Source organism: Fusobacterium ulcerans, from assembly GCF_003019675.1.
In the GTDB taxonomy this organism is placed as follows: Bacteria; Fusobacteriota; Fusobacteriia; order Fusobacteriales; family Fusobacteriaceae; genus Fusobacterium_A; species Fusobacterium_A ulcerans.
In genome coordinates this window covers 18,458-35,766 of record NZ_CP028105.1, presented here as the reverse complement: position 1 = coordinate 35,766, position 17,309 = coordinate 18,458, and the positions used below count along the sequence as shown (strand labels likewise).

The following is a 17,309-nucleotide window of genomic DNA, read 5'->3' as shown; positions in this document are numbered from 1 at the left end:
ATGAAAAAATCGGTAGAATTAAGAAAAGACGCAGAAGCAATGAGAAACAAAATCAAAAATTTAAAACTAGAAAATAAAATTGAAGAAGCACATGGATTATTGCAAAGTTTAAAAGATATTGAAAATAAAATCAGAGAAGCAGAGTTAGAAGAAAGTTTAGATGCAGGAGGAAATAAGAAACCATTGGTAAATAAAAAAGAAATGAACATAAATAGAATTTATAACAGAGTATTACTCGGAAAGTCAGTTTCAGAAGAAGAAATGGCTTTTTTAAATGCCGCAGGAACACCAGGACAAGTAGAAGCTACAGATGGAAAGGGGGGATATTTAGTTCCTACTGAGCAATTTACACAAATCAAAGAATTAAGAAGAACTTTAGTTTCTTTAAAAACTTTGTGTAATATTGTTCCAGTAACATCTTTTAAAGGTACAATGCCTATTGAAAAAGATGGAACAGGAGAATTAATTGCATTTGAGGAATTAAATGAAATAGATCAATCAGATGTTGATTTTGCACAAGTTGCATACAATACAGCAGACTATGGAGATATTATTCCTATATCTAATACTTTGTTAGCAGATGAAAAGGCTAACCTAATATCATACATAGGAAAAAGATTTAATAAAAAAGCTGTTAATACTGAGAATAAAAAGATTATAGCTTTATTAAATACACTGACTGCTAAACCTGTTACTGATTACAAAGGTATTATTACAACTTTAAATAAAGATTTAGATCCTGCAATTTCTCAAAATGCAGTCATAATTACAAATCAAACATATTTTGATATATTAGATCAAATGGAAGATAAACAAGGAAGACCACTTTTAACAGTTAGTTTGCAAGATGAAACTAAAAAACTTTTTAAAGGTAGACCAATTATAGTACTTTTAGACACATTACTACCAATGAAAGCAACGAAAGCTCCTGTATTTGTTGGGGATATGGTAGAGTTTGCAACATTCTTTGACAGAGAAGGGTTAGAACTTGCAGTATCTAGTGAAGCTGGATTCACTAAGAATGCTACTTTAATTAGAGCCATAGAAAGATTTGATGTTAAAAAAGTAGATGGAAAAGCGATGGTATATTTAGAGGTAGGTACAACTGCTTAGGAGGATAGCTTATGCTTTTAAAAACAGAAGAAGTAAAGAACTATCTCAGGATTGATTATGATGAAGATGATAATTTGCTGCAATCTTTAATGGTTGCAGCAGAAAATTATTTAAATGATGCTATATGCAATTTGGAAGAACGTTTGAAGGAAGAAAAATTTAAAGAAAGAGCCAAAATTCTAATGTATGTAATTATTCAGGATTGGTATGATAATCGTGAATCAGGGGAAAGCAAGGACTTTAATTATACAATAAGAAGCATGATGACACAATTACAAGCGGGTGGCTAAATGGAAAATATAACAAAGCGATTAAGACATTCTGTAGAAGTATGGCATATGATAGATGGTAAAAATGAACTGGGAGAGAATGAAAAAATACCAGAAAAATTTAAAAATGCTTTTAGTGAAATTGTTCCTCAAAATTCTAGTGTGAAACAGGGACAGGCAGAAACAGAGAGCAACGAACATCAATTTAAATTCACATTTAGAAGAAAATCAGTTCAAGGAATTCAAAAAGACTGGTTTTTTATATTTGAGAAAGAAAAATATGAAGTTGTCTATTTCAACCGAGACTTTAAAGATAATCAATTCATTGAGGTATTTTGTAAAAGAATAGAGGAGTAAAAACTATGGATGGATTTAGCTCAAGGGATTTAGAAAATTTGGAGAGAGAAGTTTTAAGACTTGCAAAAAAATACCCAAAAGAAACAAAGAAATTTTTACAAAGTCAAGGAAATAAGTTGAAAGCGAGAGTAAAAAAGAAAGCAAAATCCAAATTAAAAGAAAAAAGTGGAAACTATCTAAAAGGATTTAAACGTGGGAAAGTTTATAAATACAATCAAGAAGAAGATACTGTAAGAGTTTATAATAATATGTCACATGCTCATCTAATTGAGCACGGCCATATAATTAAAGACAAGACAGAGAAAGAACATGGGTTTAAAAAAGGATATAGGATTTTAGAGGAAGCAAGAGCAGAATTTCAAGATGAATTTATAAAGAATGCTGATGGATTAATTGATGAAATTATCAAAAACGGAGGTTTTTAATGGTTAAATTAAGCGAGATTTTAAATGCTGTGAATAGTAAACTTGCAGAAACCTTCCCTAAAGTTGAAATAGATAGTAAAGATATAGCAGAAAAATTTAATCGGCCTAGCTTTCGTACAGAGCTAGAAGGGTTAAAAACAAGTGCTTTTATGACAACTTATAAAGAACGAAATTTAACAATCAGAATTTACTATTTCCCTAAAAATATTGGAAAATCAAGAATAGAAAGACTAAAAATGATAGATGATTTAGAAGAAGCTTTTCTGGGTACTCTTTGGATAAATGAAAGTTTTGCTATTCCTACGGAAGAAATTGAATTTGAGGAAACAGATGGGGTAGTAATAGCAAGTATTGACAGTTATATAATGGCAGAGATTCAAAATGATATTACAGAAAATATGATAGAAGAATTAGAATTTAATTTTAAAAATGAGGAGAAAACTAATGGGTAGACCAACTATTGATATTATTTTTAAACAGAAGGCAATTACTGCTGTAAAAAGAAGTCAATTAGGAATTGTGGGATTGATTATAAAAGATTCAACAAAAGATTGGACAAGAAAAGAATATAAAATCATAACAGATATTAAAGATGGAGATTATACAGAGAGTTTTTTACAATTAGTAAAAGACTGCTTTCAATTTACTCCAGCTAAAGTTGTTATATTTAATATAAAAGATGGAACTTTGGCAAATATATTAAAATTGGTAGCTCAAGAAAGAATTAACTGGTTAGGATTAGGATATGATGGAACAGAAGCTGATACAGCAACACTTGTTTCATGGATAAAATCAATGAGAAAAGCAGGAAAAACTTATAAAGCAGTAGTTCATAAAGCTACTAAACCAGATAATAAAGGGATAGTTAATTTAATGAATGAAAAAGTTACATTTGTTGACAGTCGTGGAGAAGTAGAAGGATGGCAATATATCCCATCTATTTTAGGAATGCTGGCAGGACTTCCAATGACAAGATCTGCAACAAGTTTTTTATGTAGTAATTTAAAAGAAGTATCTTTATTTGATGACATTGATGATGTCATTGATAAAGGAGGATTTTGTTTACATAAAGACGAAGGAGATATTAGAGTTGCAAGAGCTTGTACATCACTACAGGAAATCACACAGAATGAAACAGAAGACATGAAAGATATTATCATTATTGAGTCTATGGACCTAATGAGGGATGATATTTACTCTACGTTTAAAGGATGGACAGGAAAGTATAAAAATAAATATGATAATCAGGTTTTATTCTTTTCTGCGATTAATGCATATTTTAAAGAATTGGCTCGAGAAGATATCTTGGATAAAGAGTATAACAATTATTCAGAGGTTGATGTTGAAGCTCAAAGGTTAGCATGGTTAGCAGTTGGAAAAACAGAAGTTGAGGATATGGAAGATGAAGAAATTAAAAAACTGACATTTAAGAAAAAAGTATTTATGATGGCACAAATCAAAATATTGAATGCAGTAGAAGACTTTATATTTACCATTGATATGTTTTAGGAGGGTAGATAAATGGCAAAAAAAATGGATAAAAATAAAATATTGCGTGGTTCTTTTGGGGCTGTCTGGCTAAACAATGATGAACTAGGAGCAGCAAAATCTTTTGAAGCTAAGATAAACTTAGAATATGAAGATATTGATATTGTAGGAGATTTAGGAAAGCATAAAAGATATATGGGCTTTACAGGTGAAGGAACTATGACATTACATAAAATAGATTCTTCTATTGCTGAACTACTACATGAGGGAATTCAAACTGGAGATCTTCCTGATATAAAGTTAGTTGGAAAATTAGAAGATCCTACAGCATATGGGGCAGAACGTGTAGAATTCACTGGAGTAACAATAAATGAACTAATGGCTTTAAAATGGGCAAATAAGGAAATCAGAGAAGAAGAAGTTCCATTTTCTTTTTCAGGCTATAGATTCGTTGATATGATTAAATAATTTAGGAGGGAACATAAAATGACTAAAAATATAACTTTGGAAACATTGCTTACAAGAAAGCAGCAATCAGAAAATGATAAAATGAAAGTATTTCTTTTTAATTCAGAAGTTCTGGGAGGAAATATTGAAATTGTAAAACAAAAAGCAAGAGATATTATGAAAATCATGGACAGTACAGACGAAAGAGGTATGGAAGCTTCAAATGAAATGAATTGCAAGATAATTTTAAAACATTGTCCAATCTTTAAAGAAAAAGAATTACAAACAGCTTATGGAGTAGCAGAACCTCACGAATTAGTGATTAAAGTTTTTGATGAAAATTTGGGAGAAATTGGAAAACTAGCAGAGAAAATACTGGGGATTTATGGATTAGCGGATGAAAAGAAGAAATCAAATTTAATTGAAGAAGAGGTTGAAGAAATAAAAAACTAATATTGGGGGATGCTGAAATTGCATTCCTCTCTTTTTATACATTGAAAGGATTTAAAATAGATTACTTATTAAATTTAAATATAACCGAAAAAATGTTTATGCTTGCAACAATGGAATTAGAAATTGAAAGAATGAATAAGGAGGGGTAATTATGACTATAGCAGGATATTGGTTTTTAGGATTGATAATTGGTGTATGTGGAACTTATTTATATTTTAGAAGAAAAGAGAAAAAATATAACTCAGCAGTAAATAATAACAGACCAGCAACACAGCAACCAAAAGTTAAAAAGAGATAACTTTGTAAAATTGATTTTAAAGCCTTTCTATTTGCTCAATGAGTAAAATATCAAGAAAGGCTTCTAAATGAGTTATACAAGTAGATAGTAGAACACAGGAGGTGAAAAATGGCAAAGAATATAAATGTTTTATTGAGCTTGAAAGATCAATTTACAAAACCATTACAAAATGCAACTAAAAATACAAAAGCAATGGATAAACATTTGCAGAAAGCAAGTAATAAAGTAAAAGCTTTTGGAAACGCGACAAAAGAATCTATGAAGACAGCAGCAAAATATACAGCTATAGGATTTGGTGCATTAACCGCAGCGGCAGGGTTATTTGCAAAACAATCTATTGACGGAGCTAAAGTTCAATTGAAAGTTGAAAAAATGTTAGAAACAAATATGAAGCGAACTAGTAACGCTTCTGCCTCCCAAATACAAGCAATTAAAGATGAAGCAAGTGCTCTTCAAGGTTTGGGTATAGTCGGAGATGAAGTCGCTCTTGCAGGAGCTTCACAATTGGCAGTGTATGGGTTGAAATCCGATCAAATAAAAAAACTTATGCCCAATTTAAATGATATGCTAGCAAAAGAAAAGGGGTTTAATGGAACCCAAGAAGACAGTATAGGTATGGCAGATGTTATAGGAAAAGCTATGGCTGGCAAAACAAAAGGGTTGTTAAAATATGGAGTTCAACTGACAGCAGCAGAAGAAAAAGTTTTTAAAACAATGAAACAAGAGCAAAAACTTAATTTTATTAGTAAAAAATTGACAGCTTCTATTGGCGGAACAAATAAAGCTTTACGTGAGACAGATGAAGGAAAAATTGTTGCAGCTAATAATGCGTGGGGAGATATGAAAGAAGAAGTTGGGAAAAAGTTATTACCTTATTTAGGCAAATTCGCTTCTTGGTTTGAAACAAAGATTCCATCTATTCAAGAGCTATTATTAGGAACTGTGGATAAAATATCAGAAATGATTTCCAAAGCAGAACCTTATATTGAAAAAATCAAGCAGTTGTTTGGTAGCTTATGGGATAAAGGAAAACCTGCACTTGAAGAATTTAAAAATATATTATTGGAAGGAGCAGGACAGGCTATAGATATTGCACAAAGCATTATTGACAATTGGGATAGGATAAGTCCAATAGTTTATACGGTAGTTGGGGCACTGGCAGCATATAAGACAGTTATGTTTATCTCATCAACTTACACTTTAGCTATGGTTGGGGCAATGAAATTGAAAACTATATGGGATGGTATACAAGCAGCTAGAACCAAAGGGCTTACAATACAACAAATTGCTCTCAATATGGCTATGAATGCTAATCCAATTGGATTAGTAATTACAGCAGTAGCTGCACTGGTTGGGATTGGTTGGATGTTATATAAAAATTGGGATATAGTAAAAGCAAAAACTTTACAACTTTGGGAAATGCTAGACAATAATCCAATTGGACGTGTGATTAAATGGTTTATTAAGTTTGGGAATCCTATAGGGCAAGCCATTAATTTATTTTTGTGGTTAAAAGAAAATATTTATGATAACTGGGATGTAATAAAAAATAAGTTTATTCCTATTTTAGAAATGATAAAAAATCCAGTAGATACAGCTAAGAATGCTATTGGTGGGCTTATTGATAAACTTAAATTTTGGAATAATACAGAAATAAAAGATAAAACTATTAATATTACAGAGAATAAAACTTCAGATAAATCTAAAACTAGAACAATTGGAAGAAAAGCACTTGGAACAAGTTATTTTAAAGGTGGTGAAACACAAATAAATGAAGGTGGCAGAACAGAAACGGCTATCTTACCAGCAGGAACAAAAGTAATGAGCCATGAACAAAGTAAAACTATGATTGGAAAATCTAATCAAAAAGTAGAAGTACATGTTCATATTAGTGGAAATTTTATTGGAGAAAGAGAACACATGGAACGTTATGCAGAATATACAGGAAGAAAAGTTATAGCAGCAATAGGTAATATGTAAGGAGGTACAGGGTTTGGATATTATATTTATAGCAGAAAATGAAAATGACCAACAAGAAACAATCACAATTCCTGTAGTTCAGGGAATTGAGCCAATTGTTTGTGAAACTACAGATGAAGAATTCCAAACAATAAATGGATCTGTTTTAAATTTAATAGGAGGGAAAGGATTAAGAAATTTTTCCTTTTCCTCTTTTTTTCCTAGTAAAAAATATAATTTTATAAGTTGGTTGAAATATAGAGACCCACAAGAATATATTGATTATTTAGAAAAATATAGAGATTTAAAAATCCCAATCAGGATAATCATAGTAGATAGATATAAAGTAGTTTTAAATATGCTTTGTAGATATAACTTTACTTATACATTAAGAGATAAAGTTGGAGATATTCCATACACACTTGAAATAAAAGAATATATTTTACCAATCCAAAGAAGTGATAATAATGTATAAAATTATTGTAAAAGATAAGGATATAACAGCTTATACAGCTAATCTAAATTGGCGTGATAGTGTTGATACATTAGGAGCAGAGTTAAATTTTGATGTGGCAGTAAATAGATATGATAAAAACTTTTCCTTTCTTTGGGATATCACACTTGGGGATAGTGTACAACTTATAAATGATAAAGGTGAAAGTTTGCTTCAAGCTATTATTGTATCAGAAAACTTAAATGAAAAAACAACAAACTTTGTGGCATATGATATGGCTTGGTACTTGAATAAATCTACAGTTATCAGGCAATTTAAAAAAATGATAGGAAATGAATGTGTAAAATCTTTATGTGAAGAAATTGGAATTAAAGTTGAAGTTTCTGGGTTAGATACTAAGATAGATAAAATATATAAAGATAAAGCTGTTTCAGAAGTGATTTATGACATTATTAATCAATGTTCACAACACAATTCCAAGAAATTTTTTATTGAAATGGATAAAGGGATATTGAAAGTAGGGCCTTTTAAAAAAATAAAGGTAACAGGGCAGTATGAGCTACATAAAAATCACTTTGTTAATGTGGCTGATTTTGTAGGTAATGTTTCTTTAAATAAATCTATTATTGATATGAAAAACTCTGTCTTGGTAATAACAGCAGATAAAGAAGCTGTAAGAACAGTAGGAAAAGAACAGGATCAAGAAAGTATTAAAAAGTATGGAATGTTGCAAGAGGTTGTAATACTTGATGAAAAGGAATATAAAAAAGCAAAACTTGTGGCAAAGAATGAGTTAAAAAAATTAAATAGAATTACTGAAAATTTTTCTATCACTATCTTAGGGGATGATAAAGTCAAAAGTGGCAGAGTGATAGATTTGAACTTGCCATTTTTTAATTTAAAAGGAGAATATTTAATAAAAGAAAGTAATCATACAGTACAAAATGGGATTCATAAATCAGAATTAAAACTGGAGGTGTATCAGGAATGAGTGATAATCAAAAAGCTTGGGATATAGCCATGGCAGAAAAATTTAAAGAAAGAGATAATCCAAAGCCTATTGGAGCAGTCTTAGGAAAAATTTTAAGGCCACTTCCTGATATATCAATTGAATTATTGGGCGGTTATGGGATATTAGATGCAGATAAGATTTATCTTTCTAATGCTATCACAAATAGATTAGCTATAGAATGTACTATGAAAGATTATGAAAGTCAAGATAATACATTTATCTCAGGAAAAACTAATTCTGAAGTTAATATAGATAACCTTTCTACATCAGGAACTGGAAGTACGGAAAAAGGTGGAGCGGTTCTAGCTTTATCTCAAAGCGGCTCTATAGAGTCTATGCAAATACCAGCATTCCATAATGAAAAGGAAAATAAAACTAAAGGAAAATTTATACTACAGACTGTATTCAATTTAATTCCGGGAATGTATGTTTTAGTAATACCTAATTATGAGGAAGATAAATTTTTTGTAGTTGATGTATTTAATTATGCTCCGGAGGTGAGCCTTGAATGGGAATATTACCAGAAATAAATTTTATTGTTTATTCAAAACAAGTAGCAGAGATTCAAAAAGAGACAAATGGAAAAACCTTTCTAATTGATTTCAAAAAAGGGAAGATGCTAAGAAAAAATGGAAAACTAATTAAAACAGATGATGAAAGAGCTGTAAGGATGTGGCTAGAAAAAGTACTTTTGACAGAGAAATATAAATGGAATATTTATAAAAGTAATGGAATTAATCAATATGGAATGACTTATAAAGCCAATTTACAAGGGCAAAGATTTCCAACTCCTGTTTTATATAGTGAATTCATAAGAGAGCTGAAAGAAACAATATTAAAAAATAAACAAATTATTGAAATAAAAAACATAGATATACAACTAATAAAACATACATTGGAAACTAAATTTACAGTAGTGTTAAAGGACTTCCAAGAATTTGAGTGGGAGGGTTATTTATGATAATAAAAAAAGAACAAAAAGAGATATTAGATAGAATGCTCAAAAATGTAAATGAGGAATATGATAGAACAGAAGGGGGGCTGTTTTATGATAATTTAGCACCAGTAAGCATAGAATTAGAAGAACTCTATCAAAAATTAGATTATATCTTTCTCAATTCTTTTGCGGAAACTGCTGAAGGGGAATATTTGGATAATATAGCTAAAGAGGTAGGGGTTTTCAGAAGACAACCTACAAAGAGTAAAGGTTTTGTAACAATAAAAGGAACAATAGGAACTGTGATTACAATAGGAACAAAAGTTGCTTCAGATACATATATTTACTTAACTACAGAAGAAAAAGAAATTCCAGAGCAAGGAGAAATATTAGTACCTATTGAAAGTGAAAAAGCTGGATCAGAATACAATGTACCAATAGGTACTATAGTAAATTTTCCAGTTACAATTCCAGGGTTACAAAGAGTTACAAATAAGCTAGCAACTACAGATGGGTATGATGGAGAGAAAGACAATGAACTGCGAGAAAGGTATTATTTTAAAGTAAGGGAGCCAGTTACATCAGGAAATATTTATCATTATAAAAAATGGTGCCTAGAAGTAGAAGGGGTTGGGGGAGTTAGGGTTTTTCCACTTTGGGCAGGACCAGGAACAGTGAAAGTGGTTATAGTAAATATAGATATCCAAGCAGCAGATGAGGAATTACAGCAAAGAGTAAGAGACTATTTAGAAGAAGTACGACCAATTGGGGCAACTGTAACAGTTAAAAGTGCCATAAATAAAGGAATAGCAATTACAGGAATTGTGAAAATTTCTAAAAATGTTGATTTTGAAGAAGTAAAAAAAGAATTTGAGGAAGAGGTTAGAGAATACTTTAAAAAAATTGGGTTTAATCAAAATTATGTTAGTTATGCACAGGTAGGAAATACACTTTTAAATGTACAGGGAGTAGTAGATTATAGTGATTTGCAGTTAAATGATGGGGTATTAAATATCGATTTACAAGAAGAAGAGATACCAGAGCTTGCATCAATAACTTTACAGAAGGAAGTGATATAGATGGAGGCCAAAAGACTTATGCAGCATATGCCAAAATATTATAGAACTATAGCAGAAATAATAGTATTGCAAAAAACTATTCAAAGTGAACTAGAAGTTATTGATTTTACAAGTGAAGATGTACTAAAACAATTCTTTATTTATACTGCTACCTGGTCACTACCAATTTGGGAAAGAATTTTCGGACTACCTGTTGGGGATGAAACTACCAATATACAAGAACGAAGAGAAAATTTAATTTCTAAACTTAGAAGTTATGGAACTACAACAAAAGAAATGATTGTGAGGGTTGGGAATGCTTTTACAAATGGGGATGTGCAAGTTGTAGAACACAACGAAGAATATTTATTTGAAATAATTTTTACAGGCATAATAGGGATTCCACCTAATATGGACGATTTCAGACAAATAATAGAAATTATCAAGCCAGCACACCTGACTTATGAAATAAGAATTAGATATAGAACTTGGGGAGAATTATCACCTTACAAATGGGAAGAGTTAGAGCCATTTACTTGGGATGAAATTTACCAAAAAGCAGGAATAGAATAAAGGAGGGAACTAATGGGGATATTAACAAATTTTTTGAAATTGCTAAAACCAGAACCGAATGATTTTGTTGATGTAGCGAAACATATTTCTGAAAATTATGATAAATTAGACCAAAATGCTGAAACAACTAACAAGACATTAATTGATTTAGGCAACAATAAACTTGATAAAGGCACATATTCAGGAAAAGCAAGTGATTTAAAAACAGAAATAGATCTTAACTTGATTAAAATTTTAGGGTTAGAATACGGAGGAGAGCTAAATAATAATAATCTTAAGCAAGCTGGAAAAGCATACTGGGACAATGTAAGTAAATCTATTTATAAGTGTTTAGTAGACAATAACTTATATTATCCAGAAAATACGAAATATGTAGCAATATCAAATGATGATTTATTATTAAAGTTAAACACCTTATTTTATTACAACAAACAAACGTTTAGTTATTATGGTTTGGACGTGACAATCGAAAGAATTGGTAAAACATGTATCCTTTCGATTCTTTCCAACACTCCTAATACTAAGACTGGTCAATTTTCAAATTTCCCAGTTTGGTGCGTTCCTTTAACTACAGGTGGCGGAGCACTCTGCGGTGATGACCCTCTTGAAGCAACTGGGGAAATGTACATGTATCCAGACAATAGATTTGAGTGGTTTGTTAGTGACATATCACAAAAAGCGTTATACACTGGTCAAATTATTTATGTAGCTGCAAATTAAATTTTTGATGAAATTGAATAATTTATACATAGTAAAAAATAGAAAACAAAATAACAAAAAGGGGATGATAAAATGTCAACATTAGCATATATTTATAATAAAAATTTAGAAGTAATAGGTATTCCATATATATTAGGAGAAATGGAATTTAAAGAAAATCCAGCGAAATTCTATCCTTCTTGGAATGGAAGTGAGATGTACTATTCTTTCAAAAAAATAGAACATCCTATTTTAGATAATGGAGTTCTTAGAGAAAAGACTAGAGGAGAACTTATTTTATTAAATAATAGATTAGATCTTTTACGAAATGGAGAGTATGCAAAAGATGGGAAAATAATTTATGTAGAAGCTCCCAAAGATTTACTAAGACCCAACTGGAATAGAGAATTGAATATTTGGGAAGAGGGAATGAAAAAAGCAGAACTGATAGAAATAAGAAAAAATAAAATTTTAGAATACTATAAACTGGAAGATGAGAAAAGAATATTAGAAGGCTCTAAATTTCCCATTGATGAGGAAATAAAAGCAATAACAGAAAGAATGGCTATTTTAGAGGTTGATATAAATAACCTACAAGAGAAAATAAAGGCTTTATAATGGAAATTATTCAGTTTAAAAAATAATTTTTAAGGGGGTTATAATGAATATAAGACAGATAATGGAAAATATAAATTTAGAAAAAATTATGTATGTAATATCTTTAAACGAAATATCAGGAAATGAAAATGTGATCTGTAAATTTAGTTATGCAGGTGGGAAATCAGGGTATAGCTTCGGAAGAAGCCAGTTTGATGTGAAGCATAATATAAAGGCAAGAAATTTCTTAAAGAATATCTGTGGATTTTCGGATTATGATATAAATAAGTTGTTAAAGCTTGATAAAGATATAGGATATCTTAATGAAAGATTGAAGTTATTTAGAACACATATAGATAAACTGGATAAAGAACATATAAACCAGATGGTAAATTATGTGGCTTCATTGGAAGGAATGCCAGAATTTGAAAATGAAAAAACTTTTGTACATTTGGTAGATTATCATAATCAATATAATCTTAGTAAAAATGGGCTTATGCACAGATTTATAAAAGGTAAAAAAATATTAAAATCTGAAGATATTTTAAACTTCAAGTTAAAGGAAACAAAATGGGGAAGAGAACAGCCACAGGATGTTAAAAGAAGATATAACAATATAGAAAATAACTGGAAATAAGGAGAGTGCTAAATGAATAGAGAAACAATACTTTTAATAATAACAATTATTTTATCTATAGCTGGAATCTATTACTTGTATAGATATAAAAAAGAAAGTTTGTGGGTAATAGCCTGCTATGTGGTAACTAGAGCAGAAGAAGAGTTTATAGCAGGACAGGGAAAACAAAAGCTAGAATATGCAATAAAGGAATTTAAAAAGAAAATACCTTTTTATTTGTCATGGCTTATATCAGAAAAATTTATAATTTCTTTAATAGAAGAAGCTCTAAAAACACTTCAAAAGACTTTTAAAAGCACAAAGGATAAACAACTCACAATTGTGAATGAAATCCTTAAAACAGCAACCACAGGAGCTACAAAGGATATATTAAAAGTAGCAGGGCAAATGCAGAAAGATATTAATAGAAAAGGATTTGTAGAGGGATATCTGGAGGGAAGAACTGATTTTAAAGGAAACTCTAATTTAGTTGGTGGAGTAAAAGCAGGGATTAAGTTATAAAGGAGAGTTAAAATTGGAATGTAAAGAAATATGGAATATGTTTGTAGAAGTAATCAAAATACTTGTAGATAAAGGAGTTATAGTGGTAGGGATGCTGGTTTCTTGGTTTTTTTATGCAGTAGGTGGAAAGGACAAATTTATTTATTGTCTCTTTGGAGCAATGGTTATAGATTTTATAACAGGTATATTTAAATCTACAAAAAGTGGTTCTACTAACAGTAAGGTAGGATTTAAAGGAATTCCAAGAAAAGCTGCAATGTTTTGTGTTGTTGCTCTTGCAGCATTGGCGGATGAAATACTAGAAACAAAAGGCTTTAAATACAATTGTAGATACTTAGTTATATGTTTTTATTTTGCTAATGAAGGGCTAAGTATTTTGGAAAATGTAATAAATGCAGGTTTACCAGTACCAAAGCAATTAAAAAATATGTTAGAACAATGTAGAGATAAACAAGAAATAAAAAAAGATAAGCAGAGGGAATAATAAAAAATTAAGTGAAAAGGAAGCTAAAAGGCTTCCTTTTTTTGTATTATATCACGCCCAAAGTGTTATTTTATATGATTTAAAACATTGTTATAGCTAACAAACAACTAACAATATTTTTACAAAGCCTGTATGTAAAGCAGCTTTAAAAAAATAATCATATTTTTAATTAAAATATAATAAAAATGAATATTTATAAAAATACAAGAAAATATCTGCCTTCCATAGAAATATTGCATATATAGAGATAAATAATAGTTTGACATAAAACTAATTTTGTGTTAAATTAAAAGGCAGGTGATGAAAAAATGAAAAATGAAGCTTTTGGAAATTCATTGTACAGTTATCTGTCTAGAGCTCATCATAGAAGCAGAATTTTTATGGATGAAGAATTGAGAAAAAAGGGAATAACAGACTTAGGTTATTCTCATATAAGGATAATGATAGTGTTATATGTTTTTAAAACTCTTTCTATGAAGGAAATAACTGAGAAAATATCAAAAGATAAATCAACAGTAACTATTCTTGTAAATAAGCTGGAAAAGAAAGGGTATGTTAGAAAAAGAGTTTGTTCTAAAGACAGAAGAGTTATGCACTTAGAATTGGGAGAGAGAGCAGAAGAAGTAATAGGAGTTATTTTTGATGTATCAGAGATATTTCATAGAAAAGTAGAACAAATACTGGAAAAAGATGAGATAGATACTTTAAAAAGGATAATGTCCAAACTTTTGGAGAAATGGTGAAATTTAAAATGTAACAGAGAAGTTTTAGGAGGAGTAAATGAAAAATAAACATCAATTTATGGGAACGGAAAAAATAACAAAGCTTTTAGTACAATTTTCACTTCCAGCTATAATTGGAATGCTTGTAAATGCTTTGTATAGTATAGTTGATAGAATATATATTGGAAATATAAAAGATGTGGGGCACTTTGCAATAGCTGGGGTAGGACTTACTTTTCCAGTTACAATCTTTGTATTTGCCTTCGCTGTACTGATAGGACTTGGAGGAGCAACGAATATATCTTTGAGTCTTGGAAGAAAACAAAAAGATGAAGCTGAAAAATATTTAGGTAATGGAATCGGATATGGAATAATCATCTCTTTGGTTATAGCAGTATTTGTGCTGCTTTATATGGATAAGTTAGTTGAGATATTAGGTGGAAGTGAAAATACAAGCAGATATACAAGAGAATATTTATGGATAGTAGCATATGGTTTTCCAGCAACTATAGTTGGTTATGTAGCCAATGCAGCTATTCGTTCAGATGGTAATCCAAAAATGTCAATGGTAACTTTGCTGATTGGAGCTATAATAAATATAGTGCTTGACCCTATCTTTATATTTGGAATGAACATGGGAGTGGCAGGAGCAGCTTGGGCTACTATTATTTCTCAGTATATTTCAGCAGCCTGGACTATTTTCTATTTTAAATCAAGTTTCAGTGGTCTTAAATTACATTTTAAAAATATGAGACTGCAATGGGAAAAAATTAAAAATATAATGGCTTTAGGTTCATCTCCATTTGCATTACAAATGGGATCAAGTTTAGTAAATTATACTTTTAACAGTACATTAAAAATATATGGTGGAGATAATTCCATAGGAGCAATGGCAATTATTCAGGCAATAACTATATTCCTTGCTATGCCTATATTTGGTATTAATCAGGGAGTTCAGCCAATATTAGGGTATAACTATGGAGCGAAACTTTATTCGAGAGTAAGAGAAGCACTTCGTAAAGCTATACTTGGGGCTTCTATAATATGTATGATAGATTTTTTAACTATTCAATTCTTATCAAAATATTTTATCTTTATATTTACAAGAGAAAAAGCGTTATTGGACATAGCAGCCCATGGGCTTAGAATAAATACAATGATGTTTCCTATAATAGGATTCCAGATAATATCTTCAGTATATTTCCAGGCAGTAGGAAAACCTAAGTTAAGCTTGTTTATAAGTCTTTCAAGACAAATAATAGTTTTAATTCCTTGTATAATAATAATGTCTAGAATGTTTGGATTGACTGGAATATGGTTTGCCGCTCCAACAGCTGACCTTATTGCAACTATGTTGACATTTATTCTGATAAAAAGAGAAATGAAACAATTAAAACAGCTTCAGATAGCTAGAGAAGAAGAACTTATATTGGCAAGTGAAAAATAAAAAAGAAATAGAGATTGAAATAATTTCAAAAAAGTACTAAAATAAAGATACTAAAATTATATAAGGAGTTGTTATTAATGAATAATTTAGTTGAAAGATTTTTAAAGTATGTAAAAATTGATACAGATTCAGATCCTTCAAGCAAAGCATGTCCAAGCAGCAATATACAATGGGACTTAGCAAAAGTGATAATAGAAGATCTGAAAGAATTGGGGCTTGAAGAAATATCATTAGATGAAAACGGATATGTAATGGCAGCACTGCCAGCAAACTGTGACTTAGACATTCCTACAATTGGGTTTATAGCACATATGGATACAGCACCTACTTACAATGGAAGAGGAGTAAATCCAAAAATTATAGAAAATTATAATGGAGAAGATATCATTTTAAATAAAGAAATGGAAATAATCCTTTCTCCAAAAGATTTTGAACATTTAAAAAACTATATAGGGCAAGACCTTATAGTTACAGATGGAAAAACTTTATTAGGAGCAGATGATAAAGCTGGAATAGTAGAGATAATAGAAGCTATAAAATATTTAAAGGATCATCCTGAAATTAAGCATGGAAAGATAAAAATAGGATTTACACCAGATGAAGAAATCGGAAGAGGAGCAAATCTTTTTGATGTAAAGAAATTTGATTGTAAATTTGCCTATACAGTAGATGGAGGAGAGATAGGAGAGTTAGAATATGAAAACTTTAATGCTGCTTCTGCTGTAATTAAAATAAAAGGAAGAGATATTCATCCTGGAACAGCTAAAAACAGTATGATAAACTCAATCCTTATTGGAATGGAATTAAATTCAATGCTTCCAGTGGAACAAAGACCAGAATATACTGAAAATTATGAAGGGTTCTTCCTGTTAAATGATATGAAAGGAACAGTGGAAGACACTTCAATGAACTACATAATTAGAGATCATTCAATGAAAAAATTCAATGAGAAAAAAATCCTTATAAAAGATGCTGTACAATACTTAGCAAAAAAATATAAAGATGCAGAGATAGAAATAGAAGTAAAAGACAGTTATTATAATATGAAAGAAAAGATAGAGCCAGTAATGTATGTTATAGATCTTGCTCATAAATCAATGGAAGAGCTTAATATCAAACCTTGTATCAAACCTATAAGAGGTGGAACAGATGGTGCAAGACTTTCTTATAAAGGACTTCCTTGTCCAAATCTTTTCACTGGTGGACATAATTTCCATGGGAAATATGAATATGTGTGTATTCAATCAATGGAAAAAGCCAGAGATCTTATTGTAAAAATAGCTGAAAATTTAGCAAAAATGAATTTTGAAGAAAAATAAAAAAGAAAATGAGGACCTGAGTCTAATGTATAATTAGATGCAGGTTCTTTTAATTTTACA

24 protein-coding genes are annotated in these 17,309 nt (G+C 30.1%); all 24 read left to right on the top strand.

Annotated features, from left to right (window positions below):
• Positions 1–1,113 carry a phage major capsid protein gene (locus C4N20_RS00190; protein WP_005982141.1) on the top strand — a complete coding sequence of 371 codons (1,113 nt, stop codon included), beginning with the start codon at positions 1–3 and terminating at the stop codon, positions 1,111–1,113.
• Between the two features lie 11 nt (positions 1,114–1,124).
• The gene (locus C4N20_RS00185) at positions 1,125–1,403 is read left to right on the top strand and encodes a head-tail connector protein (RefSeq protein ID WP_005982146.1); all 279 of its coding nucleotides are present in this window, start codon (positions 1,125–1,127) and stop codon (positions 1,401–1,403) included.
• Positions 1,404–1,739, top strand: a complete 336-nt coding sequence (locus C4N20_RS00180; protein WP_005982148.1) for a phage head completion protein — start codon at positions 1,404–1,406, stop codon at positions 1,737–1,739.
• A gap of 5 nt (positions 1,740–1,744) precedes the next feature.
• Positions 1,745–2,164 (top strand): HK97 gp10 family phage protein, encoded by a 420-nt coding sequence (locus tag C4N20_RS00175; protein WP_005982150.1) that lies wholly within the window; start codon positions 1,745–1,747, stop codon positions 2,162–2,164.
• The gene (locus C4N20_RS00170; RefSeq protein ID WP_005982152.1) at positions 2,164–2,616 is read left to right on the top strand and encodes a phage tail terminator family protein; all 453 of its coding nucleotides are present in this window, start codon (positions 2,164–2,166) and stop codon (positions 2,614–2,616) included. The genes C4N20_RS00175 and C4N20_RS00170 overlap by 1 nt, the downstream gene beginning before the upstream one ends.
• The gene (locus C4N20_RS00165; RefSeq protein WP_005982154.1) at positions 2,609–3,673 is read left to right on the top strand and encodes a phage tail sheath C-terminal domain-containing protein; all 1,065 of its coding nucleotides are present in this window, start codon (positions 2,609–2,611) and stop codon (positions 3,671–3,673) included. The genes C4N20_RS00170 and C4N20_RS00165 overlap by 8 nt, the downstream gene beginning before the upstream one ends.
• 12 nt (positions 3,674–3,685) lie before the next feature.
• Positions 3,686–4,120, top strand: coding sequence for a phage tail tube protein (locus C4N20_RS00160; RefSeq protein WP_005982156.1), 435 nt, complete (start codon positions 3,686–3,688; stop codon positions 4,118–4,120).
• Between the two features lie 18 nt (positions 4,121–4,138).
• Complete coding sequence (locus C4N20_RS00155) at positions 4,139–4,552, top strand: phage tail assembly chaperone (protein ID WP_005982158.1); 414 nt, start codon at positions 4,139–4,141, stop codon at positions 4,550–4,552.
• A gap of 151 nt (positions 4,553–4,703) precedes the next feature.
• On the top strand, positions 4,704–4,850 hold the full coding sequence (locus C4N20_RS16410; protein ID WP_005982160.1) for a hypothetical protein: 147 nt from the start codon (positions 4,704–4,706) through the stop codon (positions 4,848–4,850).
• Between the two features lie 108 nt (positions 4,851–4,958).
• Positions 4,959–6,830, top strand: a complete 1,872-nt coding sequence (locus C4N20_RS00150; RefSeq protein WP_005982162.1) for a phage tail tape measure protein — start codon at positions 4,959–4,961, stop codon at positions 6,828–6,830.
• 13 nt (positions 6,831–6,843) lie between these two features.
• Complete coding sequence (locus tag C4N20_RS00145) at positions 6,844–7,284, top strand: hypothetical protein (RefSeq protein ID WP_005982164.1); 441 nt, start codon at positions 6,844–6,846, stop codon at positions 7,282–7,284.
• Positions 7,277–8,254, top strand: coding sequence for an XkdQ/YqbQ family protein (locus C4N20_RS00140; RefSeq protein WP_005982166.1), 978 nt, complete (start codon positions 7,277–7,279; stop codon positions 8,252–8,254). The genes C4N20_RS00145 and C4N20_RS00140 overlap by 8 nt, the downstream gene beginning before the upstream one ends.
• Positions 8,251–8,805 carry a DUF2577 family protein gene (locus tag C4N20_RS00135; protein ID WP_005982168.1) on the top strand — a complete coding sequence of 185 codons (555 nt, stop codon included), beginning with the start codon at positions 8,251–8,253 and terminating at the stop codon, positions 8,803–8,805. The genes C4N20_RS00140 and C4N20_RS00135 overlap by 4 nt, the downstream gene beginning before the upstream one ends.
• Positions 8,784–9,236 carry a DUF2634 domain-containing protein gene (locus C4N20_RS00130; RefSeq protein ID WP_005982170.1) on the top strand — a complete coding sequence of 151 codons (453 nt, stop codon included), beginning with the start codon at positions 8,784–8,786 and terminating at the stop codon, positions 9,234–9,236. Before C4N20_RS00135 ends, C4N20_RS00130 begins: the two co-directional genes overlap by 22 nt.
• Positions 9,233–10,291, top strand: coding sequence for a baseplate J/gp47 family protein (locus C4N20_RS00125; RefSeq protein WP_005982172.1), 1,059 nt, complete (start codon positions 9,233–9,235; stop codon positions 10,289–10,291). The genes C4N20_RS00130 and C4N20_RS00125 overlap by 4 nt, the downstream gene beginning before the upstream one ends.
• Positions 10,292–10,843: a putative phage tail protein gene (locus C4N20_RS00120; protein ID WP_005982174.1), complete on the top strand. Its 552-nt coding sequence runs from the start codon at positions 10,292–10,294 to the stop codon at positions 10,841–10,843.
• A gap of 12 nt (positions 10,844–10,855) precedes the next feature.
• Entirely contained in the window at positions 10,856–11,563 is a 708-nt protein-coding gene (locus C4N20_RS00115) for a hypothetical protein (protein WP_005982177.1), read from the top strand.
• 72 nt (positions 11,564–11,635) lie between these two features.
• A complete protein-coding gene (locus C4N20_RS00110; RefSeq protein WP_005982178.1) occupies positions 11,636–12,160 on the top strand; it encodes a hypothetical protein in 525 nt (174 codons plus the stop codon).
• Positions 12,161–12,203: 43 nt separating this feature from the next.
• On the top strand, positions 12,204–12,776 hold the full coding sequence (locus C4N20_RS00105) for a hypothetical protein (RefSeq protein WP_005982180.1): 573 nt from the start codon (positions 12,204–12,206) through the stop codon (positions 12,774–12,776).
• Positions 12,777–12,788: 12 nt separating this feature from the next.
• On the top strand, positions 12,789–13,277 hold the full coding sequence (locus tag C4N20_RS00100; RefSeq protein WP_005982182.1) for a hypothetical protein: 489 nt from the start codon (positions 12,789–12,791) through the stop codon (positions 13,275–13,277).
• Between the two features lie 13 nt (positions 13,278–13,290).
• Entirely contained in the window at positions 13,291–13,761 is a 471-nt protein-coding gene (locus C4N20_RS00095) for a phage holin family protein (protein WP_005982184.1), read from the top strand.
• Between the two features lie 308 nt (positions 13,762–14,069).
• The gene (locus C4N20_RS00090; protein ID WP_005982187.1) at positions 14,070–14,504 is read left to right on the top strand and encodes a MarR family winged helix-turn-helix transcriptional regulator; all 435 of its coding nucleotides are present in this window, start codon (positions 14,070–14,072) and stop codon (positions 14,502–14,504) included.
• A gap of 37 nt (positions 14,505–14,541) precedes the next feature.
• Entirely contained in the window at positions 14,542–15,930 is a 1,389-nt protein-coding gene (locus C4N20_RS00085) for an MATE family efflux transporter (protein ID WP_005982188.1), read from the top strand.
• Between the two features lie 77 nt (positions 15,931–16,007).
• Positions 16,008–17,249 carry a peptidase T gene (gene pepT / locus C4N20_RS00080; RefSeq protein ID WP_005982190.1) on the top strand — a complete coding sequence of 414 codons (1,242 nt, stop codon included), beginning with the start codon at positions 16,008–16,010 and terminating at the stop codon, positions 17,247–17,249.
• Positions 17,250–17,309 lie beyond the last annotated feature (60 nt).

Excerpts from the sequence above, each read along its gene's own strand:
- C4N20_RS00190 (WP_005982141.1), top strand. The coding sequence starts at position 1 with ATGAAAAAATCGGTAGAATTAAGAAAAGACGCAGAAGCAATGAGAAAC.
- C4N20_RS00185 (WP_005982146.1), top strand. The coding sequence starts at position 1,125 with ATGCTTTTAAAAACAGAAGAAGTAAAGAACTATCTCAGGATTGATTAT.
- C4N20_RS00180 (WP_005982148.1), top strand. The coding sequence starts at position 1,404 with ATGGAAAATATAACAAAGCGATTAAGACATTCTGTAGAAGTATGGCAT.
- C4N20_RS00175 (WP_005982150.1), top strand. The coding sequence starts at position 1,745 with ATGGATGGATTTAGCTCAAGGGATTTAGAAAATTTGGAGAGAGAAGTT.
- C4N20_RS00170 (WP_005982152.1), top strand. The coding sequence starts at position 2,164 with ATGGTTAAATTAAGCGAGATTTTAAATGCTGTGAATAGTAAACTTGCA.
- C4N20_RS00165 (WP_005982154.1), top strand. The coding sequence starts at position 2,609 with ATGGGTAGACCAACTATTGATATTATTTTTAAACAGAAGGCAATTACT.
- C4N20_RS00160 (WP_005982156.1), top strand. The coding sequence starts at position 3,686 with ATGGCAAAAAAAATGGATAAAAATAAAATATTGCGTGGTTCTTTTGGG.
- C4N20_RS00155 (WP_005982158.1), top strand. The coding sequence starts at position 4,139 with ATGACTAAAAATATAACTTTGGAAACATTGCTTACAAGAAAGCAGCAA.
- C4N20_RS16410 (WP_005982160.1), top strand. The coding sequence starts at position 4,704 with ATGACTATAGCAGGATATTGGTTTTTAGGATTGATAATTGGTGTATGT.
- C4N20_RS00150 (WP_005982162.1), top strand. The coding sequence starts at position 4,959 with ATGGCAAAGAATATAAATGTTTTATTGAGCTTGAAAGATCAATTTACA.
- C4N20_RS00140 (WP_005982166.1), top strand. The coding sequence starts at position 7,277 with ATGTATAAAATTATTGTAAAAGATAAGGATATAACAGCTTATACAGCT.
- C4N20_RS00135 (WP_005982168.1), top strand. The coding sequence starts at position 8,251 with ATGAGTGATAATCAAAAAGCTTGGGATATAGCCATGGCAGAAAAATTT.
- C4N20_RS00130 (WP_005982170.1), top strand. The coding sequence starts at position 8,784 with ATGGGAATATTACCAGAAATAAATTTTATTGTTTATTCAAAACAAGTA.
- C4N20_RS00125 (WP_005982172.1), top strand. The coding sequence starts at position 9,233 with ATGATAATAAAAAAAGAACAAAAAGAGATATTAGATAGAATGCTCAAA.
- C4N20_RS00120 (WP_005982174.1), top strand. The coding sequence starts at position 10,292 with ATGGAGGCCAAAAGACTTATGCAGCATATGCCAAAATATTATAGAACT.
- C4N20_RS00115 (WP_005982177.1), top strand. The coding sequence starts at position 10,856 with ATGGGGATATTAACAAATTTTTTGAAATTGCTAAAACCAGAACCGAAT.
- C4N20_RS00110 (WP_005982178.1), top strand. The coding sequence starts at position 11,636 with ATGTCAACATTAGCATATATTTATAATAAAAATTTAGAAGTAATAGGT.
- C4N20_RS00105 (WP_005982180.1), top strand. The coding sequence starts at position 12,204 with ATGAATATAAGACAGATAATGGAAAATATAAATTTAGAAAAAATTATG.
- C4N20_RS00100 (WP_005982182.1), top strand. The coding sequence starts at position 12,789 with ATGAATAGAGAAACAATACTTTTAATAATAACAATTATTTTATCTATA.
- C4N20_RS00090 (WP_005982187.1), top strand. The coding sequence starts at position 14,070 with ATGAAAAATGAAGCTTTTGGAAATTCATTGTACAGTTATCTGTCTAGA.
- C4N20_RS00085 (WP_005982188.1), top strand. The coding sequence starts at position 14,542 with ATGAAAAATAAACATCAATTTATGGGAACGGAAAAAATAACAAAGCTT.
- pepT (WP_005982190.1), top strand. The coding sequence starts at position 16,008 with ATGAATAATTTAGTTGAAAGATTTTTAAAGTATGTAAAAATTGATACA.